Origin of the sequence: Bradyrhizobium sp. 149 (genome assembly GCF_023073915.1) — a bacterium.
Lineage (GTDB): Bacteria > Pseudomonadota > Alphaproteobacteria > Rhizobiales > Xanthobacteraceae > Bradyrhizobium.
On the sequence record NZ_JADPKK010000012.1, the window covers coordinates 141,081 to 166,277 of the forward strand.

The 25,197-nt window shown below is 65.3% G+C and carries 26 protein-coding genes; 12 read left to right on the forward strand and 14 right to left on the reverse strand.

Features of this window, described 5'->3' with window-relative positions; translation table 11 throughout:
• Nucleotides 1–26 precede the first annotated feature (26 nt).
• The 7 genes from IVA88_RS04715 to rsmI all read right to left on the reverse strand — a co-directional run bounded on the left by IVA88_RS04715 (nucleotide 27) and on the right by rsmI (nucleotide 7,056).
• Complete coding sequence (locus IVA88_RS04715) at nucleotides 27–1,316, reverse strand: AAA family ATPase (protein ID WP_247496120.1); 1,290 nt, start codon at nucleotides 1,314–1,316, stop codon at nucleotides 27–29.
• Complete coding sequence (locus IVA88_RS04720) at nucleotides 1,313–2,047, reverse strand: CpaD family pilus assembly protein (RefSeq protein ID WP_247496121.1); 735 nt, start codon at nucleotides 2,045–2,047, stop codon at nucleotides 1,313–1,315. The genes IVA88_RS04715 and IVA88_RS04720 overlap by 4 nt, the downstream gene beginning before the upstream one ends.
• 68 nt (nucleotides 2,048–2,115) lie before the next feature.
• A complete protein-coding gene (locus IVA88_RS04725) occupies nucleotides 2,116–3,633 on the reverse strand; it encodes a type II and III secretion system protein family protein (protein ID WP_247496277.1) in 1,518 nt (505 codons plus the stop codon).
• 13 nt (nucleotides 3,634–3,646) lie between these two features.
• On the reverse strand, nucleotides 3,647–4,450 hold the full coding sequence (cpaB, locus tag IVA88_RS04730) for a Flp pilus assembly protein CpaB (RefSeq protein ID WP_247496122.1): 804 nt from the start codon (nucleotides 4,448–4,450) through the stop codon (nucleotides 3,647–3,649).
• Nucleotides 4,451–4,738: 288 nt separating this feature from the next.
• Nucleotides 4,739–5,683 (reverse strand): glutathione synthase, encoded by a 945-nt coding sequence (gene gshB / locus IVA88_RS04735; RefSeq protein ID WP_247496123.1) that lies wholly within the window; start codon nucleotides 5,681–5,683, stop codon nucleotides 4,739–4,741.
• Between the two features lie 10 nt (nucleotides 5,684–5,693).
• Nucleotides 5,694–6,095: a YraN family protein gene (locus IVA88_RS04740; RefSeq protein WP_247496124.1), complete on the reverse strand. Its 402-nt coding sequence runs from the start codon at nucleotides 6,093–6,095 to the stop codon at nucleotides 5,694–5,696.
• Nucleotides 6,082–7,056 (reverse strand): 16S rRNA (cytidine(1402)-2'-O)-methyltransferase, encoded by a 975-nt coding sequence (gene rsmI / locus IVA88_RS04745; protein WP_247496125.1) that lies wholly within the window; start codon nucleotides 7,054–7,056, stop codon nucleotides 6,082–6,084. Before rsmI ends, IVA88_RS04740 begins: the two co-directional genes overlap by 14 nt.
• Before the next feature lie 339 nt (nucleotides 7,057–7,395).
• Here rsmI and IVA88_RS04750 point away from each other — a divergent pair, with 339 nt between their 5' ends.
• Nucleotides 7,396–8,649, forward strand: a complete 1,254-nt coding sequence (locus IVA88_RS04750) for a penicillin-binding protein activator (RefSeq protein ID WP_247496126.1) — start codon at nucleotides 7,396–7,398, stop codon at nucleotides 8,647–8,649.
• Between the two features lie 17 nt (nucleotides 8,650–8,666).
• On the opposite strand, the gene hemW is transcribed toward IVA88_RS04750, so the two are convergent.
• The 3 genes from hemW to rph are packed head-to-tail and all read right to left on the reverse strand — an operon-like array spanning nucleotide 8,667 to nucleotide 11,168.
• Complete coding sequence (gene hemW / locus IVA88_RS04755; RefSeq protein WP_247496127.1) at nucleotides 8,667–9,821, reverse strand: radical SAM family heme chaperone HemW; 1,155 nt, start codon at nucleotides 9,819–9,821, stop codon at nucleotides 8,667–8,669.
• Nucleotides 9,808–10,443, reverse strand: coding sequence for an RdgB/HAM1 family non-canonical purine NTP pyrophosphatase (rdgB, locus tag IVA88_RS04760; RefSeq protein WP_247496128.1), 636 nt, complete (start codon nucleotides 10,441–10,443; stop codon nucleotides 9,808–9,810). The genes hemW and rdgB overlap by 14 nt, the downstream gene beginning before the upstream one ends.
• An 11-nt stretch (nucleotides 10,444–10,454) precedes the next feature.
• Nucleotides 10,455–11,168, reverse strand: coding sequence for a ribonuclease PH (gene rph, locus IVA88_RS04765; RefSeq protein ID WP_247496129.1), 714 nt, complete (start codon nucleotides 11,166–11,168; stop codon nucleotides 10,455–10,457).
• Nucleotides 11,169–11,347: 179 nt separating this feature from the next.
• On the opposite strand from rph, the gene hrcA reads away from it, so the two are divergent.
• Nucleotides 11,348–12,436, forward strand: coding sequence for a heat-inducible transcriptional repressor HrcA (hrcA, locus tag IVA88_RS04770; protein WP_007598483.1), 1,089 nt, complete (start codon nucleotides 11,348–11,350; stop codon nucleotides 12,434–12,436).
• Between the two features lie 96 nt (nucleotides 12,437–12,532).
• On the forward strand, nucleotides 12,533–13,147 hold the full coding sequence (gene grpE / locus IVA88_RS04775; protein WP_247496130.1) for a nucleotide exchange factor GrpE: 615 nt from the start codon (nucleotides 12,533–12,535) through the stop codon (nucleotides 13,145–13,147).
• Nucleotides 13,148–13,284: 137 nt separating this feature from the next.
• Here the strand turns inward: grpE and pncA are convergent, their stop codons facing one another.
• Both pncA and IVA88_RS04785 read right to left on the reverse strand, forming a co-directional pair.
• Nucleotides 13,285–14,007, reverse strand: coding sequence for a bifunctional nicotinamidase/pyrazinamidase (pncA, locus tag IVA88_RS04780; RefSeq protein WP_247496131.1), 723 nt, complete (start codon nucleotides 14,005–14,007; stop codon nucleotides 13,285–13,287).
• Between the two features lie 95 nt (nucleotides 14,008–14,102).
• A complete protein-coding gene (locus IVA88_RS04785) occupies nucleotides 14,103–15,044 on the reverse strand; it encodes a hypothetical protein (protein ID WP_247496132.1) in 942 nt (313 codons plus the stop codon).
• Between the two features lie 395 nt (nucleotides 15,045–15,439).
• Here IVA88_RS04785 and dnaK point away from each other — a divergent pair, with 395 nt between their 5' ends.
• From dnaK to IVA88_RS04825, 8 genes are all read left to right on the forward strand, one after another.
• A complete protein-coding gene (dnaK, locus tag IVA88_RS04790; protein ID WP_247496133.1) occupies nucleotides 15,440–17,341 on the forward strand; it encodes a molecular chaperone DnaK in 1,902 nt (633 codons plus the stop codon).
• 271 nt (nucleotides 17,342–17,612) lie between these two features.
• The gene (gene dnaJ, locus IVA88_RS04795) at nucleotides 17,613–18,746 is read left to right on the forward strand and encodes a molecular chaperone DnaJ (protein WP_247496134.1); all 1,134 of its coding nucleotides are present in this window, start codon (nucleotides 17,613–17,615) and stop codon (nucleotides 18,744–18,746) included.
• 88 nt (nucleotides 18,747–18,834) lie between these two features.
• A complete protein-coding gene (locus IVA88_RS04800) occupies nucleotides 18,835–19,434 on the forward strand; it encodes an rRNA adenine N-6-methyltransferase family protein (protein WP_007598495.1) in 600 nt (199 codons plus the stop codon).
• A gap of 57 nt (nucleotides 19,435–19,491) precedes the next feature.
• Entirely contained in the window at nucleotides 19,492–20,070 is a 579-nt protein-coding gene (locus IVA88_RS04805) for an NAD(P)H-dependent oxidoreductase (protein ID WP_247496135.1), read from the forward strand.
• 6 nt (nucleotides 20,071–20,076) lie between these two features.
• Entirely contained in the window at nucleotides 20,077–20,790 is a 714-nt protein-coding gene (pyrF, locus tag IVA88_RS04810) for an orotidine-5'-phosphate decarboxylase (protein ID WP_247496136.1), read from the forward strand.
• Between the two features lie 71 nt (nucleotides 20,791–20,861).
• On the forward strand, nucleotides 20,862–21,173 hold the full coding sequence (locus tag IVA88_RS04815; protein ID WP_106947328.1) for a DUF1330 domain-containing protein: 312 nt from the start codon (nucleotides 20,862–20,864) through the stop codon (nucleotides 21,171–21,173).
• Between the two features lie 82 nt (nucleotides 21,174–21,255).
• Complete coding sequence (dapB, locus tag IVA88_RS04820) at nucleotides 21,256–22,071, forward strand: 4-hydroxy-tetrahydrodipicolinate reductase (RefSeq protein ID WP_247496137.1); 816 nt, start codon at nucleotides 21,256–21,258, stop codon at nucleotides 22,069–22,071.
• Between the two features lie 80 nt (nucleotides 22,072–22,151).
• Nucleotides 22,152–22,775 (forward strand): 2,3-bisphosphoglycerate-dependent phosphoglycerate mutase, encoded by a 624-nt coding sequence (locus IVA88_RS04825; RefSeq protein ID WP_247496138.1) that lies wholly within the window; start codon nucleotides 22,152–22,154, stop codon nucleotides 22,773–22,775.
• A 67-nt stretch (nucleotides 22,776–22,842) separates the two neighbouring features.
• Here the strand turns inward: IVA88_RS04825 and IVA88_RS04830 are convergent, their stop codons facing one another.
• Both IVA88_RS04830 and IVA88_RS04835 read right to left on the reverse strand, forming a co-directional pair.
• Nucleotides 22,843–23,739 carry a bifunctional helix-turn-helix domain-containing protein/methylated-DNA--[protein]-cysteine S-methyltransferase gene (locus IVA88_RS04830; protein WP_247496139.1) on the reverse strand — a complete coding sequence of 299 codons (897 nt, stop codon included), beginning with the start codon at nucleotides 23,737–23,739 and terminating at the stop codon, nucleotides 22,843–22,845.
• 56 nt (nucleotides 23,740–23,795) lie between these two features.
• Nucleotides 23,796–24,329 (reverse strand): DUF2244 domain-containing protein, encoded by a 534-nt coding sequence (locus IVA88_RS04835; RefSeq protein WP_247496140.1) that lies wholly within the window; start codon nucleotides 24,327–24,329, stop codon nucleotides 23,796–23,798.
• A 22-nt stretch (nucleotides 24,330–24,351) separates the two neighbouring features.
• On the opposite strand from IVA88_RS04835, the gene nth reads away from it, so the two are divergent.
• Nucleotides 24,352–25,104 carry an endonuclease III gene (gene nth, locus IVA88_RS04840; protein ID WP_247496141.1) on the forward strand — a complete coding sequence of 251 codons (753 nt, stop codon included), beginning with the start codon at nucleotides 24,352–24,354 and terminating at the stop codon, nucleotides 25,102–25,104.
• Nucleotides 25,105–25,197 lie beyond the last annotated feature (93 nt).

Genomic DNA, 25,197 nt, shown 5'->3' on the forward strand with positions numbered 1-25,197 from the left:
CTTTTCCGGATCATACTTTGGCGCGCTTACGATGCCTTACGATGCGGGGCTGACGGGCGCCCCGACCTGCCCTTCAGCTTCTTCAGGAGCGGTCCTAGCAGCGAGCGCTTCGGCTTCTTCACCTCGCCGCGCCCGGCAAGGCGGTTCGCCATGTTCTGGAACAGCTCGGTGGTGCGGTGGCTCTTGGAGACCTCCGCGATCATCTGGCCGTTGTTGGCCGCCGTCGAGAACAGCTTCGAATCGAACGGGATCACCGCGATCGGCTGGCTCTCCATGGTCTTGGCGAATGCCTTGACCTCGATCTCCGCGCGCTTGGGCATGCCGACCTGGTTGATGCAGTAGAGCGGCGGCCGGTCGTTCGGCCGCGCCGCCTTCAACACGTTCAGCATGTTCTTGGTGTTGCGCAGGTTCGCAAGATCGGGCTCGGCCACGATCACGATGTCGTCCGCGTTGACCAGCGCGCGCCGCGTCCAGCCCGACCATTGGTGGGGAACGTCGAGCACGATGCAGGGCGTGGTCATGCGCAGCGTGTCGAACACCGCGTCGAAGGCCTCCGCGCCGAAATCATAGACGCGGTCGAGCGTCGCGGGCGCGGCGAGCAGGCTCAGCCGCTCCGTGCATTTGGAGAGCAGGCGCTCCATCAGGGCCGTGTCCGGCCGGTCCTGCGACAGCACCGCGTTGGCGATGCCCTGCACCGGATCCTGGTTGTAGTCGAGACCCGCGGTGCCGAAAGCGAGATCGAGATCGATCACGACGGAATCGAGCGCGAGGTCACGGGCGATAGTCCAGGCCACATTGTGCGCGACGGTGGAGGCGCCGACGCCGCCCTTGGCGCCGACCACCGCGATGACGCGGCCGGTGATGATGGCTTCGGATGCCGAGAACAGGCTGCAGATCGAGCGGACGACGTCGAGCGTTTCGACCGGTCCCACCACGTAGTCGTTGACGCCGCGGCGGACCAGCTCGCGATAGGGCGCGGTGTCGTTGGGATTGCCGATCACGACCACACGGGTGCCGGGATCGCAGACGCCGGCGAGGTCGTCGAGGCCTTCGAGGATGTCGCGCGTGCCGTCGGATTCGATCACGATGACGTTCGGCGTCGGCATCGTTTCATAGACTTCGATGGCCGCCGCGAGGCCGCCGTCCTTGGCGGTGAGATGCGCCTTGGCGAGCCGGCGATCCTGCCCGGCCGCGGTCATCGCGGCGAGCGTCTGCTCGGTCTCGCAAAAGGCCTGCACGGAGATGCGAGGAACCGGCGCGATGTGTTCCTCGGGATGCTGCGGATCGTCCGCTTCTTCGTCGTGAACGCGTGTCATCTGCCTGTGTCGCTGAGTTTGGCCTTGTCGGCCTCTGGATTGGCGGTCGCGATCGGCGTGCCTTTGCGGTAGCGCTCGAAGGCCATGTCACGCCGTGCGTTATAGACCGGCGTTTCCGACCGCGGCTGCTCGAGGTCAGCGGGATTGTCGATCATTGCCGCGAGGTTGCGCTGGCTGGCGCAGCCCAAATTGAAGTAGGGCCGGTTCTCGTTGTAGCCGGGGTCGAGGATGGAGGGGCCGATATCTTCCGGCCAGAGCCCGCAGGGACCGGCGACCGCGGCGATCCGGGAATAGCTCAGGCGGATGGTGGGCAGCAGTCCGGGATCCTCGGGCCGATAGGGATGCTGGACGATCGCACGCGAGGGCACACCGACGGATGCGAGCACGGAACGGATTTCGTGATAGGTCGCTGCCGCCGCGCGCGAATTGGCGGCGTTGACGGGAACGTCGACCACGACCGAGCCGGTGCCTTCGCGCACCCAGTCCCTGGCAATGCCGGCGACGTCCGAATGCTGCGCGGCCGAGAGGCCGCCGCGAGCCTTGCCGACGAAGATCACGATCGACTTCTTGGCTTCCTCGACCGCGATCGGGTGACGCTGGCGATAGTCGGTCGGCACCGTCTGGGTGACGATTTCGCCGGTGGTGTTGCAGGCGCCCAGCATGACGGAGAGCCCCGTCAGTGCCAGCGCGATGCTCAACTTGCGACGTCGATCGGCCATGGTCTTCGTCATCGCTTCATCCCCTCTTGCCCCGTCTCTCGCCCGTCTCTTGCCCCGTTCCCCAAGCAGTCCGCTCGTCATCAGTCGATGATGAAGCCGAAATCGCCGGGGGTGCCTGCGACCGGATCGACGCGGCGCGCGATGCCATAGAGGCGGTTCATGCGGCCGAGCAGCGCCGTCTGGGCGTCAGATGCCGGTGCGAAGCCGTCGTCTGGCCGGGACAGTTCCTTCTGAGCCACCGCGCGGACCACGTAGGGCGTCACGATCACCATCAGCTCGGTCTCGTTGTTGACGAAGTCCTGGCTGCGGAACAGCGCGCCGATGATCGGCACCTGGTCGACGCCGGGCAGGCCGTTGATGGCCTGTTTGGTCTGCTGCTGAATCAGGCCGGCCATCGCCATCGAGCCGCCCGAGGGAATTTCCAGTGTCGTTTCGGCGCGGCGGGTCTGGATCGAGGGGATAGTGATCGAGTTGGTCGAGCTCGAGGACAGCGCCTGCGTGACCGTGATGGCGCTCTGGTTCGACAGCTCGGATACCTCGGTCATCACGCGCAGGCTGATCCGGCCCTCGCTCAGTACGACCGGAGTAAAGTTCAGGGAGATGCCGAACTTCTTATAGGTGATCTGGGTGGTACAAACGTGGGTGACCGGATCGCAGGCATAGCCCGATGGAATGGGGAATTCGCCGCCGGCGATGAAGGTGGCGGACTCGCCGGAGATCGCGGTCAGGCTCGGCTCGGCGAGCGTGCGCATGACACCGGCACTTTCCATCGCGCGCATCGTGGCGCTGACGGTGGCGAAGCCCTTGGTGAGGCCGGCAACACCGAGCCCGTTGTTGCTGACGATCGGTCCGCCGCTGACCGCGAACGGGTTGGAGTTGTTGAAGTTCACCACCGCGGTGCCGGCGTTCAGGCTGGCGCTGAGATCGACGCCCAGCTGCTTGACGATATCGCGGCGCACTTCGCCCACGACGACCTTGAGCATCACCTGATCGCGGCCGCGCACGACGATGTTGTTGACGACCTTCTCGGAGCCGCCGACCAGTTTCGCGGCGACGTCGCCGGCCTGCTGGGCCTCGACCGGACTCGAGACCGAGCCGGTCAGCATCACGCTGTCGCCGACGCCTTCGATCTGCACGCCCGGCAGCGACTGACGCAGCGCCGTCCGCATGCCGTTGAGGTCGCGCTTCACCGCGATGTCGTAGGCGGCGACCTGCTGGCCGTCGGCGGCGAAGAACACGACATTGGTCTGGCCGACCTGTCCGCCGATGATATAGGCGCGCTGGGCCGAGCGGATCACCGCATTGGCGATCTTGGGATCGGCTACCAGCACGTCCTTGACCTCGCGCGGCAGGTCGATGACGGCGGACTTGCCGACGCCGAGCGACAGGAAGCGCGTCCTCGCGGGCGCGATCGTCGCGACCGGCGACAGATCGAGATCCGCGGCCTGCATCGGCGCCTGGTCGCCGACCGGTGCATCTGCGGCGCTGGCGCTGTCGGGGGCTGCGATGAGCCCCAGTATCAGCATCGTCCCCGTCCAGAACGAGCGCGCGCGCTTCCCCCGAAGGCGCATGCCCGTCCGATCATCCCCGTAGTTCATCATGTCCCCATCATCACTTCTGTGACGTCAGTTGCCGTGCCTGCACGCCATAGCGAATCACGTTGACCCCGCCGGGACGCTTGATCGCCTGGTCCTCGGGCGTGCTGTCGACCGAGTTGGCATCGACGATGCTGCGCAGCGCGAGCATCAGCGTGCCGCCCTGGCGCGCTGCCGATAGCGTGGCGACCTGGTCGGGCTTGAGCTCGAGCGTGACCGTCTTGCCGACGACTGCGTTCTGGCCGTCCTTTTCCTTCGGCGCCTGGTCAATCGCGAGCACGCGGATATTGGTGAGGATGACCTCGGAGAGGACGAGGTCGTTACCGGCCGCGCCGTCCGGATTCTTCACTCGGCGGGTCAGCACGATGTCGACGCGGTCATTCGGCAGGATGAAACCGCCGGCGGCGGTCTCGGCTGAAATCTCGGTGGAGACGGCGCGCATGCCCGACGGCAGGATCGCGGCCATGAAGCCGGAGCCTTCGGCCTTGACCAGCTTCTGCTCACGGATCGGCTCGCCCTGCATCAACGGCACGCGTGCGATCGAGCCTGCGATCTGGGTCTGCGCCTCCGGCCTGTTGTCGCGGCGAATGAAGGCGCTGCTCGCGGTCGCCGCCGGCCAGGCCTGCCATTGCAGGTCCTCGGGCTTCACGGCTTGACCGAGCTGGATGTCGTTCTTGGCGACCAGGACGTCGACCGTCGGCAGCTTCTCGGCGACGGGGAGCACAGGCGCGGGCCTGCTATCATAGCCGCTCGCCAGATACGCAGCGACGCCGCCGGCGCCCAGTGCGATGACGAGAACGACAATGCGTGCGGTGTTCATACGCTTCTACTCTTACGCGGGGTACTCGAACCGCACCTGGCGGGTTCCCCGACGTCGATGAGTAGGGAGTAAAAGTATAAGGGGTGTTGCGAGGCCGGACGCGATGACCGGCCGCGTTGCTGGTTCTCCGCAGATGGTGAACGCGGCGTTAGCTGGTCGGCCAGCGGCCCCGTAGTTTCACGCAGCCCGGCCGCTGCGTTCGAATGATGCGCGCCGCGTCATGGTGAATGGGTGGTTAGTGATCTGTGCGTTGCAGCCGCGCGCGTAGTACGTAGCCCGGATTGAGACTTACTTCGCCCGCTTCTGCTCGATCACGTCCCAGACCTTCGCCGCCACGTCCGGACCGCCGAGCTTTGCAATGGCACGGATGCCGGTCGGCGAGGTCACGTTGATCTCGGTGAGGTTACCGTTGATGACGTCGATGCCGACGAACAACAGCCCGCGCTCGCGCAGCGCCGGCCCGACGGCGGCGCAGATCTCGCGCTCGCGCGGTGTGAGCTCGGTCTCCTGCGCTGCGCCGCCGCGCACCATATTGGAGCGGAGGTCGTCGGCGGCGGGCACGCGATTCACCGCGCCGGCAAACTCGCCGTTGACCAGGATGATGCGCTTGTCGCCGTGCTTTACCTCGGGAATGAACTGCTGGATCACCCAGGCTTCCTTGAATGTCACCGAGAACATGTCAAACAGCGAGCCGAAATTCATGTCCTGCGGCATCACGCGGAACACCGCCGCGCCGCCATGGCCGTGCAGCGGCTTCATCACGACGGCGCCATGTTGGTCGCGAAAAGCGTTGATCTCGTCGAGGTCGCGCGAGATCAGCGTCGGCGGCATCAACTGCGGAAAGTTCATCACGAACAGTTTTTCCGGCGCATTGCGCACGGACGCGGGATCGTTGACGACCAGTGTCTTCGGATGGATGCGCTCGAGAAGATGCGTCGAGGTAATGTAGGCAAGGTCGAACGGCGGATCCTGGCGGAGCAGCACCACGTCGAAGCCGTTGAGCGCCTCGCGCCTGGGCTCGCCCAGGGTAAAATGATTGCCGGGCTCGTCGCGCACGGTGAGCAGCTGAACCGGAGCGACGATCTCCTCGCCGACCATCGAGAGCTTGTCGGGCGTGTAATAGGACAGGCCGTGGCCGCGCTTCTGCGCCTCCAGGAGCAGCGCAAAGGTGGAATCGCCCTTGATGTTGATGCGGGCGATGGGGTCCATCTGGACGGCGACGTTCAGTTTCATGGTCTGCCTTTCAGGTCGAGGCGTCGAATGCCGCCAACACATGGCGTGGAAGTCGTTTCGGCGCAATCAGCATGGCGTCGAATCGCAATTCGAATTCGGCATGCTCGGGATGCGCCACGAGCCAGCCTTGTGCGGCGTCGATGATGCGCCGCTGCTGGCGCGGCGTCACGGCGAAGGCGGCGTCGTCCAGCGTCGCGCGCGCCTTGACCTCGACGAAGGCGATCAGATTGCGGCGGCGCGCCACGATGTCGATCTCGCCATGCGGCGTGCGGTAGCGTTTGGCGAGGATGCGGTAGCCCGTGGCCATGAGATAGGCCGCGGCGCGGCTTTCCGCGGAGATGCCGGTGCGGAACGCGGCGACGCGCGCGGGCGAGGCGATTTTCGGTTCCGCTGGGATCTCATTCTTCGTCATCGCCGCCCCGCAGATGCTTGTGCAGGCTCTTGTGCAGGTTCTTGGCAAGCTCGAGCGCGCGGGCATAGACCTCGCGGCGCGGCCGGCCCGAGAGCGCGACCGCATGCGCAACCGCATCCTTGACGCTGTTCGCGGCGAGCTGCTCGCGCAGGACGTCGTCGAGCGCATCCGATGTCAGCATCTCGGCATCCGCCGCAGGCGGAGCGATCACCAGCACGAATTCGCCGCGCGTCTCCAGAGTGTCGGCGCCGCGCGCCAGCTCAAGCAGCGTCGCGCGCGAAATCTGCTCGTGCAGTTTCGTCAGCTCGCGGCATATCGCGGCTTCGCGGGTCCCCATGATCTCGGCGAGGTCGGCGAGCGTGTCCTGCACGCGGTTGCCGGAGTCGAACATCACCAGCGTCGCATCGATCCGCGCGAGCTCGGCCAGGCGCGACCGCCGCGCGGCCGATTTCGCCGGCAAAAAACCCTCGAAGAAGAAGCGGTCGGTCGGCAGCGCGGCGACCGACAGCGCCGCCAGCACCGAGGACGGGCCGGGCAGCGCGTAGACCGCGTGGCCGGCGGCGCAGACCTCGCGCACCAGCTTGAAGCCGGGATCGGAGATCAGCGGCGTGCCGGCGTCCGACACCAGCGCGACCGAGCCGCCCTGCCCCAGCGCTTCCAGGATCTTTGGACGGGCCGCCTCCGCGTTGTGCTCGTGATATTGTTTGAGCTGCCCCGCGATGGCGTAGCGCTCTGTCAGGCGCCGCGTGATGCGGGTGTCCTCGCAGGCGATGACATCCACCCCGGCGAGGGTCTGCAGCGCCCGCAGCGTGATGTCACCGAGATTGCCGATGGGGGTCGCGACCAGGTGCAAGCCCGGCGCGGCCTTTGGCGCCGCAACCCGGTGGGCGTCGATCGAGAAACCGCGCGAGGCGGGATCCGTAGTCTCAGGTGTATTTATCGGGGAGGGCTTTGCGCGCATAATGAAACGAACTTAGGCATGATCCCGGGGGCTGGGAACCGGTCCTCGGAAAAAGATCGTGCCTGGGTAGGGGGCGAGGAAGGACTGGAACGTGATCCATCCGGCATCACATTCCCGATGGAATGAAGCGTCAGCGCCACATTCGCGGCGGAAACGCCGCCTTGATGCTGGGTGACGGACGGCGGACAGCGAGCCAAACTTGAGGTGGAGCCGCGTTAAGCGGGCATTATCCTTTTGTTTGAGTTAACTATTTGCCGACAATATGCCTGAATCCACGGCCGGTGTCGTGGAAAGAATGCCGTGACCGGCTGGCGACGGTCGGTCGGAAGAGAAGCTGTCATGACGGGCCCACGTGATCCCAGATCTTCCTTTTCGGAGGAGTCTCCCGTTCAGGGGCCCCTGATATCAGGGGCGACCCGGCGGAGCGCGCTCGGCCTGTTGCTCGGCACGCCGCTGCTGTCGGCCTGCGCCGGCGTGCAGCAGAGCCTGAGCCAGTTCTCCAATCCGTTCAGCAGCTCCTCCCCGTCTCCGGCCCAACCGGTCGGCCCGCCGCAACAGGCGACGACCGCCGGCACCGGCGGGGTGAAGGTTGCCGTGATCCTGCCGCTCTCGGCATCCGGAAATGCGGGTCTTGCCGCGCAGTCGATGCGCAACGCCGCCGAGATGGCGCTGGCCGAGTTCCAGAATCCCAACATCCAGCTCCTGATCAAGGACGACAATGGCAGTCCGCAGGGCGCACAGGCGAGTGCGCAGCAGGCGGTCGACGAGGGCGCCGAGATCATATTGGGGCCGCTGTTCGCGCAGTCGGTGCCTGCGGTGGCCCAGATCGCGCGCACGCGCGGCATCCCGGTGATGGCGTTCTCGACCGACTCCAGCATCGCCGGGCGCGGTGTCTATCTGCTGAGCTTCCTGCCGGAGTCCGACGTCAACCGCATCGTCGAATATTCCGCCAGCATCGGAAAGCGCTCCGTCGCCGTGCTGGTGCCCGACAATGCCTATGGCAATGTGGTCGAGGCCGCGGTGAAGGCGGCTGTGCCGCGCCGCGGCGGGCGCATCGTCGCGTTCGAGAAATACGGCGCTGATCGCGCCACGCCGGCGAGGACCGTGGCGCAGCAGCTCGGCAGCGCCGATGCGCTGTTCATCGCCGATGATGGCGACGCCGTCGTCGCGGTCGCCGACGCGATGAGCGCGGCGGGTGCGAATCTGCGCAATATCCAGCTGCTCGGTACCGGCCTGTGGGACAGTCCGCGCGTCTATGCCAGCTCAAGCTTGCAAGGCGGCCTCTACGCCGCGCCGGACCCGGCCGGCTTCCGCGCCTTCTCCGGCCGCTATCGCACCAAATACGGCGCCGAGCCCGTGCGCACCGCAACGCTCGCTTATGACGCGGTTGCCCTGGTCGCCGCGCTGGCGCGCACGCAAGGCACCACGCGCTTCTCGCCGGACGTGCTCACCAATCCCTCCGGCTTTGCCGGCATCGACGGCCTGTTCCGCTTCCGGCCTGACGGCACCAACGAGCGCGGGCTCGCGGTGATGAAGGTGACGACCGGCGGCGGTGTGGCGGTCGCGGGTTCGCCGAAGAGTTTTGGCGCCTGACGGTTTCGCAGAACTCGTTACGCGGCCAGATCCGCAACCACTGCGTCCAGCACCGGAAAGCCGCTGCTCGTCACGCGCAGCCGTCCCGTTGCGTCCACAGTGATCGCGCCCTCTTCGCGCAGCAGCGTGATCCGCTTGGGATCGAGCGAACGGCCCGACAGCGCGCGGTAGCGCTCGGGGTCGATGCCCTCATTGAGGCGCAACCCCATCAGCAGGAATTCGTCGGCGCGCTCTTCGCTGTTGAGGAGATCGTCGGTGACGACGCCGTGGCCATTGGTCTCGACCCGCATCAGCCAGGCTTCGGGGCGCTTCTCGGTGGCGGTGGCGTGCCTGATGCCGTCGATGTCGAGGCGGCCATGGGCGCCGGGACCGATGCCGGCATATTCCTCGCCGCGCCAGTAGACCAGATTGTGCCGGCATTCGGCGCCGCGCCGCGCGTGATTTGAAATCTCGTAGGCGGGCAGGCCGAGCTTGTCGCAGGTTTCCTGCGTGACGTCGTAGAGCGCGCGCGCCACCGCTTCGTCCGGCGTCTTCAGCTTGCCGGCCTGATGCAGGCCGAAGAACGGTGTGCCCTCTTCGATCGTCAATTGATAAAGCGACAGATGCTCGGCCGCCTCCTCAATTGCGAGACGCAATTCATCGGCCCACATCGCCGGCGTCTGGTCGGGACGGGCGTAGATCAGGTCGAACGAATAACGATCGAACGAGCGGCGCGCGATGGCGACCGCATCGAGTGCCTCGCGCGCGCTGTGCATGCGGCCCAGCGCTTTCAGCGAGGCATCGTCGAGCGCCTGCACGCCAAGCGAGACGCGGTTGACGCCGGCGCTGCGATAACCGGCAAAGCGCGTGGCTTCGACACTGGTCGGGTTTGCCTCCAGCGTGACTTCGACGTCTTTCGCCACAGTCCAGTGCTTGCCGATGGCGTCGAGCACGGCGCCGACGGTTGCAGGCTGCATGAGCGAGGGCGTACCGCCGCCAAGAAAGATCGAGGTGACGTCGCGGCCGGGCGCGCGTTGCGCGGTCGTTTCGATTTCACGTGCGAACGCCGACGCAAAACGCGCTTCGTCGATCGCGACATGGCGGACATGGCTGTTGAAGTCGCAATAGGGGCACTTCGACAGGCAGAACGGCCAGTGCACATAGACGCCGAAGGCTTCGTTAGCGCGGCTCAAGGCAGATCTCCGCCAGTTTCACGAAGGCGCGGGCACGATGCGACAGGCCAAGACCGAGCGGCGGCAGGCCGTGCTTCTCGATGCTCTCCATCTCGCCGAAGGTGCGGCTGTGGCCGTCGGGCAAGAACATCGGATCGTAGCCGAAGCCCGCGGTGCCGCGCGGCGGCCACACCAGCGTGCCGTCGACGCGCGCCTCGACCTCTTCGAGATGATCGTCGGGCCATGCAACGCAGAGCGCGGAAACGAAGTGCGCCTTGCGCTTGGCGGGCGTGGTTGCGCCACGCTCCTGCAACAGCCGTTCGATCTGCGCCATCGCCGCGGCAAAATCCTTGTTCGGACCGGCCCAGCGCGCCGAGTAGATGCCGGGCGCGCCATCGAGCGCGTCGACCACGATGCCGGAATCATCGGCGAAAGACGGAAGCTTGGTCGCCTGCGCTGCCGCAATCGCCTTGATCGCAGCATTGCTGCGGAAATCAGTTCCGGTTTCGTCCGGCTCGGGAAGGCCGAGCTCGCCGGCCGACACCGCATCGATGCCGTAAGGCGCGAGCAGCTCCTTCATCTCGGCGAGCTTGCCGGGATTGTGGGTCGCGATGACGAGCTTTCCGGTGATTCGGCGGTGCATTGGCCTATTGACTACGCTACCGCCAGTTTCTGCAAGTCCACGAGACGCGCGACGCCCTTGCGCGCCAGCGCCATCAGCGCCAGGAACTCGGCCTCGGTGAACGGTTCGCGTTCCGCGGTGCCCTGGACTTCGATGATGCGGCCATCGCCGGTCATGACGAAATTGGCGTCGGTGTCGGCTTCGGAGTCCTCGGCATAGTCGAGGTCGAGCACGGGCGTGCCGTTGTAGATGCCGCAGGAGATCGCGGCGACGTTGTCGCGCAACACGTTGGCCTTGACCATGTTGCGCGCCTTCATCCAGGTGATGCAGTCGGCGAGCGCGACCCAGGCACCGGTGATCGAGGCCGTGCGGGTGCCGCCGTCGGCCTGGAGCACGTCGCAATCGACCGTGATCTGGCGCTCACCGAGCGCTTCGAGGTTGATGATGGTGCGGAGCGAGCGGCCGATCAGGCGCTGGATTTCGACGGTGCGGCCGCTCTGCTTTCCAGCGGAGGCCTCGCGGCGGGTGCGTTCCGAGGTCGCGCGCGGCAGCATGCCGTATTCGGCGGTGACCCAGCCGCGGCCCTGACCCTTCAGCCATGGCGGCAGGCGGTCTTCCAGCGTCGCGGTGACCAGCACATGCGTGTCGCCGAATTTCACCAGGCAGGAGCCTTCCGCATATTTGACCACGCCGCGCTCCAGCGTCACGGGGCGCAATTCGTCGGGCGCACGGCGGCTTGGCCGCATGGAATCCTCCAAAACTCTCGGAAAAGGGCTGTTCGCGGTGCTTGTAGGTGGGGTGAGGGTGGGCGGCAAGGGGGAAGATCGAGGCCTTATTCACCCCCGATTTTCGATCCGCGAACGCCACGCTTGTCAGAACCGTCCGGCATAGACAAATTACCTGTATCTTAGAGGAGTTACCGTCTGTGGCCCATCACGATCCGATCCATCTGATCGCGCCGCGCGCGGGCCTCGCCCAGCTCAACGAGCGTTCCCGCGACATCTTTCGTCAAATCGTCGAAAGCTATCTTGCGACCGGAGAGCCGGTGGGCTCGCGCAATATTTCGCGCCTAATCGCCATGCCGCTGTCGCCCGCTTCGGTCCGCAACGTCATGGCCGACCTGGAACAGCTCGGCCTGATCTACGCCCCGCATACCTCCGCAGGCCGCCTGCCGACGGAACTCGGCCTGCGCTTCTTCGTCGATGCTCTGATGCAGGTCGGCGACCTCAATGACAGTGAACGGCAGGCGATCCAGAGCCAGTTGACCTCCGTCGGCCACGCGCAATCGGTCGAGGCTGCGCTCGAGGAGGCATTGACGCGGCTCTCCGGCCTGACCCGCGCGGCCGCCGTCGTTTTGACGCCGAAATCGAATGCGCGGCTGAAACATATCGAATTCGTCCGGTTGGAACCGGAAAAGGCATTGGTGATCCTGGTCGGTGAGGACGGGCAGGTGGAAAACCGCGTGTTGACGTTGCCGCCGGGGGTTCCATCCTCAGCGTTGACCGAAGCCGGCAATTTCCTCAATGCGCGTATCCGGGGCCGGACCCTGGCCGAGGCGCGGCTGGAGCTCGAGACCGCGCTCGGAGAGGCGCGCACCGAGCTCGATCAGCTGACGCACAAGGTGATCTCGGCCGGCATCGCCAGCTGGTCCGGCGGCGAGAATGAAGACCGCCAGCTCATCGTCCGCGGCCACGCCAATCTGCTCGAAGATTTGCACGCGCTGGAGGATCTCGAGCGCGTTCGCCTGCTGTTCGACGATCTCGAGACCAAGCGCGGCGTGATCGACCTGCTCGGCCGGGCCGAGACCGCGGAAGGCGTGCGGATCTTCATCGGCAGCGAGAACAAGCTGTTCTCGCTGTCGGGCTCGTCCACCATCATATCGCCCTATCGGGACGCCGCCGGCCATATCGTCGGCGTTTTGGGCGTAATCGGGCCCACGCGGCTGAATTATGCCCGGGTGATCCCGACCGTGGACTACGCCGCCCGCATCGTCAGCCGCCTTCTCGGAGGCTGACCGGCATCTGGGCCGATCACGGGCGCTTGATTTTCGGCGCCCGAAGCACGATATGCGGGCCAGAAAACCCCTGAGACGAATGCGAAAAGAGAGCCGATGACCGATCAAGACCGGCAACCCGAAGACACGACTGCTGCGACGCCCGAGCCCGTGGTGTCAAAACCCTACATCATGCCGGACGATCCCGAGCCCGGCTCGGTCGAGGTGTTGCAGAAGGAAGCCGCCGAGGCGCGCGATCGCATGCTGCGGACGCTGGCCGAGATGGAGAACCTGCGCAAGCGGACCACCAAGGAGGTTGCGGATGCGCGTCTCTACGGCATTACCGGCTTTGCCCGCGACGTGCTCGACATCGCCGACAACCTCCAGCGCGCGCTCGATGCCGTTCCGGCCGAAGCCCGCGCGGCGGCCGATGCCGGCCTGGCCTCGCTGATCGAGGGCGTCGAGCTGACCGAGCGCTCGCTGCTCAGCGCGCTGGAAAAACACGGCGTGAAGAAGTTCGACCCCTCGGGCCAGAAGTTCGACCCGAACTTCCAGCAGGCGATGTTTGAGGTGCCTGATGCGTCGGTGCCCGCGGGCACCGTCGTGCAGGTCATGCAAGCCGGCTACACCATCGGCGAGCGTGTGCTGCGTCCCGCTTTGGTCGGGGTCGCCAAGGGTGGCGCGAAGGCCGCGCCCGCCAACAGCAACGAGCCGAACGGTGCGGCCAACTGATCCTCATGGTGCAGAGGCGCGAAGCGCCGTCTCGGACCATTGCAGATCCGCCCGTCGCAGCTGGGCCTTTATGCTTCGAGACGCGCGCGAAGGGCGCGCTCCTCAGGAATGAGGGTCTGGCAGCTCAATTACGCCTCTTACGCGCTCGCCGCGATATCCGCAGACTGAATCCGCTTCACGCCGGCCTTGGCCATATCGGCCCAGGCTTTTGCCAGCGAGCCCTGATTGTCGATGCCGCGGCAGGCGTCTTCCACGACGTAGACCTCGAAGCCCGCCTTGCGCGCGTCGAGCGCGGTCCAGGCGATGCAGAAATCCGTCGCCAGCCCCGCGACGAAGACGCGCTTGATCTTGCGCGCCTTCAGATAACCGGCAAGGCCGGTCGAGGTCTTGCCGTCGGCTTCGAGGAAGGCCGAATAGCTGTCGACGTCCTTGTGAAAACCCTTGCGGATGATGAGTTCGGCGTGCGGGATCGCAAGGTCTTTCGACAGTGCGGCGCCGTCGGTGCCCTGCACGCAATGGTCGGGCCACAGCACCTGCTTGCCGTAGGGAAGATCGACGGTCTCGAACGGCTTCTTGCCGGAGTGTGTTGACGCAAACGAAACATGGCCTTGCGTGTGCCAGTCCTGCGTTATCACCACGTTCGAAAACGCTTTGGCCATCTTGTTGATGACGGGCACCACCTGCTCGCCTTCCTTCACCGCGAGGCTGCCGCCGGGCAGGAAGCAGTTCTGCACGTCGATCACGAGCAGCGCGGACGCATCGTCCGGCTTGATCGATGCAGCCGCAAAGAGCGCATTTGGAGCGAGGGTCGCGAGCGCCGTCGTTCCAAGCGCCGTCAAGATGTGTCGCCGATCCAGCATGGTCCGCCTCCCTCCAGATTGAACGGGGAGAGCGTAGTTCCGCTTGTGTACGAACAGAAGCCCGAAAATGCAGCCGGTTCTGGCGAATGGCTGGGCTAGCCCTTCGGCTGGATACCGTCGCGGACCGCGCGGAAACGGGTGAAGGCGGTCGGCCACTGCTCGCGCGGGGCGCTGGCGATGATGCGCAGCGAGGCGCCGCCGCTGCTGAAGCGGATCCACTGCACCACGGTCACCGGCGTCTTGTCCTTGCCGCTGATGCCGTCGATCCGGGTCTCGAAGCCCTGCTGGCCGCTGATGCGGATCGGCTCGGACATGGTGACGCGCGACTCGCGCACGCCGGGAATCTGGAGCGCCGCCTCCTGGGCGAAGCGGGCGCGATCGTCGGCCTGCTGCGGAGTGGCGCCGATCACGCCGAGGATCATGAACGGCTTCGACTCATAGCCGGTGCTCTCGTCGCCGTCGGCCAGGATGATGCTCGAGCCCGGCGCCAGCGTGCGGACGTCCTTGAACTCGGCCAGATCGGTGATCTTGAACGGCATCAGCGCGATCTGCTCGTCGGCCGAGACCTGCTTGCGGGTGACGACGCTCGCAAACATCTGCCGCACCGCCTCGTCGGTGTAGATCTTGATCGCGTTCTCCGGAATCTGCACCGCGACATAGCCGGAGAAGCCGGCGCCCGGCACGATCATCGAATAGCGCCTCACGGGGGTCTCGCCGGCCTTGCCGCTCTCGGTGGTAAAATAGGCAAGTCCTGCCGGGGTCTCGATCTTGTCCTGCTTGACGCCGTTGGTGCCGGCGGGATTGGAATTGAAGGCGCTCACGACCTCGCCATAGGCGGCCGGCGGCAGCTCGGTGATCAGCACCTTGACGCTGCCGTCCTCGGTCTCGAAGCCGGGAAAGGTCTTGGCCGTGCTGAGGCCGACCAATGGCACCATGCCGAGGCGCAAGCCGGGCGGGAAAACGGCGTCGGCAGCCAGAGCCGGAAGTGCGGAGGCGACGAGGAGGGCGAGCGCAGCGAGGGGGCGGATCAGCTTCATGGGCACTCTGATTGGTTCACATTGAGGCCGTTCGATGGTCGGCGACCGGTCCGCTTTGTCGCGCGGCGCGCCCCGATGACGAGGCCGGTCGGCCGCCGCCTTTTAGCGGGTTTGGTCTTGCCGCAACAGGGCGGGGCCGAAGGCGGTGGCGGATGCGGGCCGATCGCCGGACCTGTTAATAATTCCTCACCCGCAAGGGCGGTTCAGCCCCGATATGTTCTTCCAAAACCCGATGTTTTCACGGCCGAAACTTGCGTTCGGTCCTTGCGGGCCCCTCCCCCCCTCCTATATGACCCCCAGCCATCGCAATATCGCGAATGTTTGATCTTAGGGGGTTTCGGTTCGGGTGCCTTCTGGGCCCAACCAGCCTGCCGCAAAAACAAGGATACAGGACCATGGGAAAGGTCATCGGAATCGACCTCGGCACCACGAATTCGTGCGTCGCCGTAATGGATGGCAAGAACGCCAAAGTGATCGAGAATTCCGAAGGCATGCGCACGACGCCTTCGATCGTCGCCGTGACGGACGACGGTGAGCGCCTCGTCGGCCAGCCGGCCAAGCGCCAGGCCGTCACCAATCCCGAGCGCACCTTCTTCGCAGTGAAGCGCCTGATCGGCCGCCGCTACGACGACCCGATGGTCGAGAAGGACAAGAAGCTCGTTCCGTACAAGATCGTGAAGGCTTCCAACGGCGATGCCTGGGTCGAGGCCGACGGCCAGACCTACTCGCCCTCGCAGGTCTCGGCGTTCATCTTGCAGAAGATGAAGGAGACCGCGGAAGCTCATCTCGGTCAGAAGGTCGAGCAGGCCGTCATCACCGTTCCCGCCTACTTCAACGACGCCCAGCGCCAGGCGACCAAGGACGCCGGCAAGATCGCGGGCCTTGAAGTGCTGCGCATCATCAATGAGCCGACCGCGGCCGCGCTCGCCTATGGCCTCGACAAGACCAAGGCCGGCACGATCGCCGTGTACGATCTCGGCGGCGGCACCTTCGACATCTCCATTCTCGAAATCGGCGACGGCGTGTTCGAGGTGAAGTCGACCAACGGCGACACCTTCCTCGGCGGCGAAGACTTCGACATGCGCCTGGTCGGCTATCTGGCCGACGAATTCCAGAAGGAGCAGGGCATCAACCTGCGCAACGACAAGCTCGCGTTGCAGCGCCTGAAGGAAGCCGCTGAAAAGGCCAAGATCGAGCTGTCGTCGACGACGCAGACCGAGATCAACCTGCCCTTCATCACCGCGGACCAGACCGGCCCGAAGCATCTGACGATGAAGCTCACCCGCGCCAAGTTCGAGGCGCTGGTCGATGACCTCGTCCAGAAGACCGTCGAGCCCTGCCGCAAGGCGCTCAAGGATGCCGGCCTCACCGCCGCCGAGATCGGCGAAGTGGTGCTGGTGGGCGGCATGTCGCGCATGCCGAAGGTCCAGGAAGTCGTGAAGCAGCTGTTCGGCAAGGAGCCGCACAAGGGCGTCAACCCGGATGAAGTCGTGGCGATCGGCGCCGCGATCCAGGCCGGCGTGCTTCAGGGCGACGTCAAGGACGTGCTGCTGCTCGACGTGACCCCGCTGTCGCTGGGCATCGAGACTCTGGGCGGCGTGTTCACCCGTATCATCGACCGCAACACCACGATCCCGACCAAAAAGAGCCAGGTGTTCTCGACCGCCGAGGACAGCCAGAACGCGGTCACCATCCGCGTCTTCCAGGGCGAGCGTGAAATGGCGGCCGACAACAAGATGCTCGGTCAGTTCGACCTGATGGGCATTCCGCCGGCCCCGCGCGGCATGCCGCAGATCGAGGTGACGTTCGACATCGACGCCAACGGCATCGTCAACGTCTCGGCCAAGGACAAGGCCACGGCGAAGGAGCAGCAGATCCGCATCCAGGCCTCCGGCGGTCTGTCGGAAGCCGACATCGAGAAGATGGTCAAGGACGCCGAGGCCAATGCCGAGGCGGACAAGAAGCGCCGCGAGGCCGTGACTGCCAAGAACGAGGCGGACGGTCTGGTGCATTCGACCGAGAAGGCGCTGGCCGAGCACGGTTCGAAGGTCGCCGAGAACGAGCGCCGCGTCATCGAGGATGCCGTCAGCGACCTCAAGGAAGCGCTGAAGGGCGACGATGCCGAGGCGATCAAGGCCAAGACCCAAACGCTGGCCCAGGCGTCGATGAAGCTCGGCGAGGCCATGTACAAGCAGCAGGCCGAGGCCGACGCCAAGAAGGATGCGGCCAAGGACGACGTCGTCGACGCGGAATTCACCGAAGTCGACGACGACAAGAACAACAAGAAGTCCGCCTGAACCCGCGAGGGTGATGATGCGGACGGCTTGGACCCCACACGCGCCAACGGCCTCCTCCCTCGCGGGGGAGGCCATCGTGTCGGGCTCGACGGGCCAAGACTCTGGCCAAGACTCTGTCAGAGTCGGCCCCGTTACGAACGATCAATCCCCAGCCGTTATTCTGAACGCTGCCATGCAATCCTCTGCCGCGAAGCGGAAGGGTGCTTATATCGTCGCATGGCGACGTTGCTTCGCTCCGACTTGAAACGCGATCGGATAGACCGAGTTCATCATGTCCACGTCCACCAAGCGCTGCTACTACGAGACGCTCGAGGTCGAACGCGATGCCGACGATTCTGCGTTGAAATCGTCGTTCCGCAAGCTGGCGATGAAGTTTCACCCCGATCGCAATCCCGGGGACAACACCAGCGAAGTCAAATTCAAGGAAATCAACGAGGCCTACGAAGTCCTGAAAGACAAGGACAAGCGCGCCGCCTATGACCGTTACGGCCATGCCGCCTTCGAGCAGGGTGGCGGCGGCGGCGCGGGTTTCGGCGCGGGCTTCGCGTCCTCTTTCTCCGACATTTTCGAAGATCTGTTCGGCATGGCCGGACAACGCGGCGGCCGCGGCGGCCGCGAGCGCGGCGCCGACCTGCGCTACAACATGGAAATCACGCTCGAGGAAGCTTTTGGCGGCAAGACCGCGCAGATCGAGATTCCGGTCTCGGTCACTTGCGAGGCCTGTTCGGGCATCGGGGCCAAGGCCGGCACCAAGCCGAAGACCTGCTCGACGTGCGGCGGCGCCGGACGCGTAAGGCAGTCGCAGGGCTTCTTCACGCTGGAGCGCACCTGTCCGGGCTGCCAGGGGCGCGGCCAGATGATCGAGGACGCCTGCCCGTCCTGCTCGGGTCAGGGACGCGTCACCCGCGAGCGGACGCTGTCGGTCAACATTCCCCCGGGCGTCGAGGACGGCACCAGGATCAGGCTCGCCGGCGAGGGCGAGGCCGGGGTCCGCGGCGGCCCGCCCGGCGACCTCTACATCTTCCTGTCGCTGGCCCAACACCAGCTCTTCCAGCGCGACGGTGCCGATCTGCATTGCCGCGTGCCGATCTCGATGGTGACGGCGGCGCTTGGCGGTGAATTCGAGGTCCCGACCATCGACAGCGGCAAAACCAAGGTGAAGGTGCCCGCCGGCACCCAGTCCGGCCACCGATTCCGCATCGCATCAAAAGGCATGCCGGTGCTGCGCTCGCGCCAGATGGGCGACATGTACGTCCAGGTCGCGGTCGAGACCCCGCAGAACCTCACCAAGAAGCAGCAGGAATTGCTGGCCGAATTCGAAAAGCTGTCCTCCGGCAATACCCAGCCGGAATCCATCGGCTTTTTCACCAAGGTCAAGGATCTCTTCAGTAATCGGGCGAACTGACTCGTCTTGACCGTACCGAATTCGGTCTATACCTGTTTATGACCATTTTCTGACACGCCGCGGTCACGCGGTCCCGGCCGGTCCCGACATGCCATTGCCATCGTCCGCGCGTGCGTTGAAGAAGCCCCGTCTCGATGACGAGGTGCGTTTTCTCCGGTCATGGATCGAAAAGCCCCTCCACATGGGCGCGGTGATGCCGTCGGGCAAGCTGCTGGCCCGGACCATGGCCCATTACGTCGACGTCAATTCGGACGCACCGGTGGTCGAGCTCGGGCCCGGCACCGGCGCCATCACCTCGGCCCTGGTCGAGCGCGGCGTCGACCAGAAGCGCCTTGTCCTCGTTGAATACAATCCGGGCTTCTGCGCCCTGCTGCGCGACCGCTACCCGCAGGCCAAGGTGGTGCAGGGCGATGCCTATCGCCTGCGCGACACGCTCTGGAATGTCTTGAGCGCGCCGGCCTCTGCGGTCGTCTCGGGCCTGCCGCTGGTCACAAAACCGATGCTGACCCGGCTGCGGCTCATCCGCGACGCCTTCACGGCGCTCGCGCCTGGCGCGCCCTTCGTGCAGTTCACCTATGCGGTGGTGCCGCCGATTCCGAAATCGCTGCCCGGCGTGTCCACAGAAGCCTCGGAACGGATCTGGATGAACCTTCCGCCGGCCCGCGTCTGGGTGTATCGCAAGGACTAATTCCGCCGGCATTCCTGTTTGCGTGGCGGGCTCGTTTCGCCGAACGCATGGAAGCGGATGTCCGCACCCAAAATCCTGGTCATTCCCGGCTCGCTGCGCACCGGCTCGCACAATGCGAAGCTGGCGGCGCTCGCCGCCCATGAATTCGACCAGGCCGGCGTCGACGTCACCCGCATCTCGCTCGCCGATTTTCCGCTGCCGATCTATGACGGCGACCTGCAGGCCAAGTCCGGCGTGCCCAAGCACGCGATCAATCTCAAGCGCATGATCGGCGCGCATCACGGCGTGCTGATCGTCTCGCCCGAATACAATGCCTCGGTGCCGCCGCTGCTGAAGAACGCGATCGACTGGGTCAGCCGCGTGCATGAGCTGCACGAGCCGCGCGGCGAGGTGTTCCGCAGCCGCGTCTTCGCACTCGCCGGCGCCTCGCAGAGCCGGCTCGGTGCGGCTCGCGCGCTGCAGGCGTTACGGCTGATCCTGACCTCCTGCCACGCCAATGTGATTGCCAGCCAGCTCACGCTCGCCTTTGCCGATCAGGCCTATGACGATATGGACAGGCTGAAGCACGAGGGCGATGTCGCCGCGATGAAGGAGCTGGTGCGGCAGTTGATCGATTTTTCCCAACGCATGATGTGAGGTGACATGACGCCAGCTGAGATCGCCCCGAAAGACCGCCTGATCGTCGCGCTCGATCTGCCCAGCGTTGATGCCGCGGAAGCGATGGTCGACAGGATCGGCGAGAGCGTCTCCTTCTACAAGATCGGCTATCGACTCGCTTATGCCGGCGGCTTGCCGCTGGTCGGCAAGCTCGCCGACAGGGGCAAGAAGGTCTTTCTCGATCTCAAGCTGCACGACATCGGCAACACCGTGGCGCAAGGCGTCGAGAGCATCACCAGGCTCGGTGCGACTTTCCTCACGGTGCACGCCTATCCGCAGACCATGAAGGGCGCTGTCGAAGGTCGCGGCAGCTCGAACCTGAAGATCCTCGCCGTCACTGTTCTGACCTCCTACAACGAGGACGATCTGCACGCGGCCGGTTTCCGGCTCGGTGTCTCCGAGCTCGTCGAAGCGCGTGCGCAGCAGGCGCAGGTGCTCGGCATCGACGGGCTGGTCTCGTCACCCGAGGAAGTCGGAGCCTTGCGCAAGCTCGTCGGTCACCAGATGAGCCTCGTTACACCCGGCATCCGGCCGGCGGGCGCGGCGAGCGGCGACCAGAAACGCATCATGACGCCGGGCCGTGCGATCACTGCCGGCGCCGATTATCTCGTCATCGGGCGGCCGGTGGTGGAAGCCACCGACCCCAAGGCGATTGCGGACGCCATCCAGGCTGAGATCGCGCAGGCGCTCGGAGCATGATCCGGAAAAGTGTGCAGCGGTTTTCCGATCAGATCATGCTCAAATAGAAACCACAGCAAGGGAGAAGAATAATGGCGAAGGGCTACTGGATCGGGCGCGTCGATGTGAGCAATGACGAGGGCTACAAGCCCTATGCCGTCGCCAACGGTCCGATCTTCAAGAAATGGGGTGGCCGCTTCGTGGTCCGCGCCGGCAAGTTCACCACCGTCGAAGGCGCCAGCCGCACCCGCAATGTCGTGATCGAATTCCCGGACTACGAGACCGCGATCGCCTGCTACAACTCGCCGGAATACCAGGCCAACATCAAGGTGCGCCAGCCGCACTCCATCGCCGACCTGATCATCATCGAGGGCTATGACGGCCCGCAGCCGTCCGACGGCTGAGGTCAGCGCGACCCTTGCCCGGATTCCCCTCGGTTGCCGGAACTGCGTCCCCCCGCTACAACGGCCGTGAGAGGATCACACCATGTCGGACATGCGCTTGATTGTTGCTGGAGCCGGCGGCCGGATGGGCCGGGCGCTGACGCGGGCGATTGCCGAGAGCAAAGGCGCGGTGCTGGCGGGTGCGCTGGAGGCGCCGGGCTCGGAGCTGCTCGGCAAGGATGCCGGCGTACTCGCAGGCCTGCCCGCAAACGGCGTCAAGCTCTCCGGCGATCTCTGGGCGCTGTCGAAGGACGCCGACGGCATTCTGGATTTCACCGTGCCCGCGGCGACCCTCGCCAATGTCGCGATCGCCGCCGAGCGTGGCCTCGTGCACGTCGTCGGCACGACCGGGCTGTCGGGCTCCGACAACGCCGTGATCAAAAGCGTCACCAACCGTGCGGTGGTGGTGCAGTCCGGCAATATGAGCCTGGGCGTCAATCTGCTCGCCGCCGTGGTCAAGCGCGTCGCCAAGGCACTCGATGCGAGCTTCGACATCGAGATCGTCGAGACCCATCATCGCATGAAGATCGACGCGCCGTCCGGCACGGCGCTCATGCTGGGCCAGGCCGCCGCAGCCGGCCGCGGCATCGCGCTCGACGAGCATGCGGACCGCGGCCGCGACGGCATCACCGGCGCGCGCAAGCCCGGCGATATCGGCTTTGCGTCATTGCGCGGCGGCACCGCGGCCGGCGATCACAGCGTGAGCTTCCTCGGCCCGTTCGAGCGCCTGACGCTGTCGCATCACGCGGAGGACCGCATGCTGTTCGCCCACGGCGCGCTGAAGGCCGCGCTCTGGGCGCATGGCAAGAAGCCGGGGCACTACTCCATGGCCGACGTGCTCGGCCTGTCTGACATCTGAACGAAGCATGATCCGGAAAAGTGTGAAGCGGTTTTCCGACAAGATCATGCTTGAACAGCGAACGAAACGGAAAGCAGTCAATGAGCGAACGTCTTCTCGTGCTGGTGCGGCACGGCCAGAGCGAATGGAATCTGAAGAACCTGTTCACCGGCTGGAAGGACCCTGACCTCACCGAGCTTGGCGTCAAGGAGGCAACCGAAGCCGGCCGCAAGTTGAAGGCGCAGGGCCTCGTGTTCGACGTCGCCTACACCTCGGTGTTGACGCGCGCACAGCACACGCTCGATCTCATTCTCGGCGAGCTCGACCAGAAGGGCCTGCCGACGGCGAAGGACCTCGCGCTGAACGAGCGCGACTATGGCGATCTCTCCGGCCTCAACAAGGACGATGCCCGCAAGAAATGGGGCGAGGACCAGGTGCTGATCTGGCGCCGCTCCTACGACGTGCCGCCGCCCGGCGGCGAAAGCCTGAAGGACACCCTCGCGCGCGCACTGCCGTATTACGTTCAGGAGATCCTGCCGGGCGTGCTCAACGGCAAGCGCACTTTGATTGCCGCTCACGGCAACTCGCTGCGCGCGCTCATCATGGTGCTGGAAAAGCTTTCGCCCGAGGGCATTTTGAAGCGCGAGCTCGCCACCGGCGTGCCGATCATCTACCGCCTCAATGCGGATTCGACGGTGGCGTCGAAGCTGGATCTGGCGGGGTAGGCTTCGCCGCAGATCCTAAGCCGCAGGGTGGGCAAAGCGTAGCGTGCCCGTCCCTACGGCAGCGTTGTCACTGCACCCCCAGCTGTCCGGCTTCCCAGCCCAGCATCGCCTGCTTGCGGGTGATGCCCCAGTGATAGCCGGTGAGCGTGCCGCTCTTGCCGAGCGCGCGGTGGCAGGGCACGACGAAGGACACCGGGTTCTTGCCGACGGCAGCGCCGACGGCGCGTGAAGCTTTCGGGCTGTTGATGTTGCAGGCGATGTCCGAATAGGACACCGCGCGGCCCATCGGGATCTTCAGCAGCGTCTCCCACACCCGGACCTCGAAATCGGTGCCGATCATCACCACGCGCAGCGGCTGATCCGGCCGCCACAATTTTGTGTCGAAGATGCGCTGCGCCAGCGGTGCGGTGCCTTCGTGATCCTCGACATAGGTTGCGTTCGGCCAGCGCCGGGTCATGTCGGCGAGCGCGACCTTCTCCTCGCCGTGATCGGCGAAGGCGAGGCCGGAGAGGCCGCGATCGGTTGCGATCACGATGGCCGTGCCGAACGGCGAGGAATGGAAGCCGTAGCGCAAGATCAGACCTGCGCCGCCGTTCTTCCATTCGCCCGGCGACATCGCTTCATGCGTGACAAAGAGATCGTGCAGCCGGCCCGGACCCGAAAGGCCCGAGTCGAGCGCCGCATCGAGGATGCTTGCGGAATCCCTGAGCAGGCCCTTGGCATGATCGAGCGTGAGCGCCTGCATGAACGCCTTCGGTGTGATCGAGGCCCAGCGGCGGAACAAATGGTGCAGCTCGTCCGGGGTGACGCCGGCCGCATCCGCCATCGCCTCGATGGTCGGCTGTGCCCGCCACTTCTCGGAAATGAAGGCGATCGCCCGGCGCACGGAATCGTAGTCGCGCATCGCGGCGTTCTGGGAGCCCGGCCCGGCCAGGCGCTGGTCATGTATCGCGAGTGTCATCATGACCACAAATGTAAGAGAGGGCGGGACGCGAAACCACCCGATTTCCGATCCGCAAATCAGTTGACCGGATTGTAGGTCGGACCGCGCCTGGCGGCATTTAGCGCCTCAACCAAACCTTTGTAAAAGCTTGCCTTTTCGTCCGGTCCCAGAAACCGGGCGATCTGGATCTGATGGCCCCGCGAGATCAGATAGAGATGTTCGATGCCAAAATCCTCGTCGATTTCCATGTCGAGCCGGACCCAGAGCGGATTGAAGGTCCACTCGACGATCTGGCCGCGCGGGCTGACGCGCCGCACGCGTAATTCAGATGGCGTAACCACGATCTCCTCGCTGGCCCGCGCGCTGCGGAAATTGGCCTTGAAGGCCCACCAGATCACTAGCACATCGAGGCCGAAGAAGCCGAACACCGGCCACGCGCCCATCATCAGGAAGACAAGGCCGGTGACGAAGCTGACGGCGCTCAGGAACAGCATCACGGCGAGGAAGCCGGTGCGGTTTAGCGAGCGGTGCGGCGTCAGCCGCGCGGAAAAGATCTGAGGCTCAGCGTCGCTTGCAGATCGTTCGCGCTCAATTTCGTTGCCTGTGCTCATCGTCCCTCAGTATATCCCGATCATGGCGAAAATCACCCGCAAGACGGCCCTGCGCAAAGCGCCCGTGCTGAAGAAAAAGGCAAAGCCGGCCGCGGCAAAATCGAAGCCGCCGTCGAAGAAATCGCTTAAGGCCATGAAGCCTTGGACGCCGCCCGAAGTCCGCGAGGCCTTCAGCCGTTTCCGTAAGGCCAATCCGGAGCCGAAAGGCGAGCTCGAGCACGTCAATCCGTTCACGCTGCTGGTTGCCGTGGTGCTGTCGGCGCAGGCGACTGACGCCGGCGTCAACAAGGCGACGCGCGCGCTGTTTGAGATCGCTGACACACCGCAAAAGATGCTCGACCTCGGCGAGGAACGCCTGCGCGAGTACATCAAGACCATCGGCCTCTACCGCACCAAGGCCAGGAACGTCATTGCGCTGTCGGCGAAGGTGCTCAACGAGTTCGGCGGCGAGGTGCCGCGCACGCGCGCCGGAATCGAGTCGCTGCCCGGCGCCGGGCGCAAGACCGCCAATGTCGTGCTCAACATGGCGTTCGGCGAGCACACCATGGCGGTCGATACGCATGTCTTCCGCGTCGGCAATCGGACCGGACTTGCGCCCGGCAAGACGCCGCTGGAGGTCGAGCTTGGTCTCGAAAAGGTGATTCCGGCCGAGTTCATGCTGCATGCACATCATTGGCTGATCCTGCATGGCCGCTATACTTGCCTCGCGCGCAAGCCGCGCTGCGAGGTCTGCCTGATCAACGATCTCTGCCGGTGGCCGGAGAAGACCGTTTGAGCAGCGACCAAGCCATTGACCAAGTCATTCCAGATCCGGTGCGTCGGACCGTCACGGAAAGGCGGCGGTGAAAGCGAAGCAGGTTGGGTAATC

Coding starts and splice junctions, on each gene's coding strand:
- IVA88_RS04715 (WP_247496120.1), bottom strand. CDS start 1,316: ATGACACGCGTTCACGACGAAGAAGCGGACGATCCGCAGCATCCCGAG.
- IVA88_RS04720 (WP_247496121.1), bottom strand. CDS start 2,047: ATGACGAAGACCATGGCCGATCGACGTCGCAAGTTGAGCATCGCGCTG.
- IVA88_RS04725 (WP_247496277.1), bottom strand. CDS start 3,633: ATGAACTACGGGGATGATCGGACGGGCATGCGCCTTCGGGGGAAGCGC.
- cpaB (WP_247496122.1), bottom strand. CDS start 4,450: ATGAACACCGCACGCATTGTCGTTCTCGTCATCGCACTGGGCGCCGGC.
- gshB (WP_247496123.1), bottom strand. CDS start 5,683: ATGAAACTGAACGTCGCCGTCCAGATGGACCCCATCGCCCGCATCAAC.
- IVA88_RS04740 (WP_247496124.1), bottom strand. CDS start 6,095: ATGACGAAGAATGAGATCCCAGCGGAACCGAAAATCGCCTCGCCCGCG.
- rsmI (WP_247496125.1), bottom strand. CDS start 7,056: ATGCGCGCAAAGCCCTCCCCGATAAATACACCTGAGACTACGGATCCC.
- IVA88_RS04750 (WP_247496126.1), top strand. CDS start 7,396: ATGACGGGCCCACGTGATCCCAGATCTTCCTTTTCGGAGGAGTCTCCC.
- rdgB (WP_247496128.1), bottom strand. CDS start 10,443: ATGCACCGCCGAATCACCGGAAAGCTCGTCATCGCGACCCACAATCCC.
- rph (WP_247496129.1), bottom strand. CDS start 11,168: ATGCGGCCAAGCCGCCGTGCGCCCGACGAATTGCGCCCCGTGACGCTG.
- grpE (WP_247496130.1), top strand. CDS start 12,533: ATGACCGATCAAGACCGGCAACCCGAAGACACGACTGCTGCGACGCCC.
- pncA (WP_247496131.1), bottom strand. CDS start 14,007: ATGCTGGATCGGCGACACATCTTGACGGCGCTTGGAACGACGGCGCTC.
- IVA88_RS04785 (WP_247496132.1), bottom strand. CDS start 15,044: ATGAAGCTGATCCGCCCCCTCGCTGCGCTCGCCCTCCTCGTCGCCTCC.
- dnaK (WP_247496133.1), top strand. CDS start 15,440: ATGGGAAAGGTCATCGGAATCGACCTCGGCACCACGAATTCGTGCGTC.
- dnaJ (WP_247496134.1), top strand. CDS start 17,613: ATGTCCACGTCCACCAAGCGCTGCTACTACGAGACGCTCGAGGTCGAA.
- IVA88_RS04800 (WP_007598495.1), top strand. CDS start 18,835: ATGCCATTGCCATCGTCCGCGCGTGCGTTGAAGAAGCCCCGTCTCGAT.
- IVA88_RS04805 (WP_247496135.1), top strand. CDS start 19,492: ATGTCCGCACCCAAAATCCTGGTCATTCCCGGCTCGCTGCGCACCGGC.
- pyrF (WP_247496136.1), top strand. CDS start 20,077: ATGACGCCAGCTGAGATCGCCCCGAAAGACCGCCTGATCGTCGCGCTC.
- IVA88_RS04815 (WP_106947328.1), top strand. CDS start 20,862: ATGGCGAAGGGCTACTGGATCGGGCGCGTCGATGTGAGCAATGACGAG.
- dapB (WP_247496137.1), top strand. CDS start 21,256: ATGTCGGACATGCGCTTGATTGTTGCTGGAGCCGGCGGCCGGATGGGC.
- IVA88_RS04825 (WP_247496138.1), top strand. CDS start 22,152: ATGAGCGAACGTCTTCTCGTGCTGGTGCGGCACGGCCAGAGCGAATGG.
- IVA88_RS04830 (WP_247496139.1), bottom strand. CDS start 23,739: ATGATGACACTCGCGATACATGACCAGCGCCTGGCCGGGCCGGGCTCC.
- IVA88_RS04835 (WP_247496140.1), bottom strand. CDS start 24,329: ATGAGCACAGGCAACGAAATTGAGCGCGAACGATCTGCAAGCGACGCT.
- nth (WP_247496141.1), top strand. CDS start 24,352: ATGGCGAAAATCACCCGCAAGACGGCCCTGCGCAAAGCGCCCGTGCTG.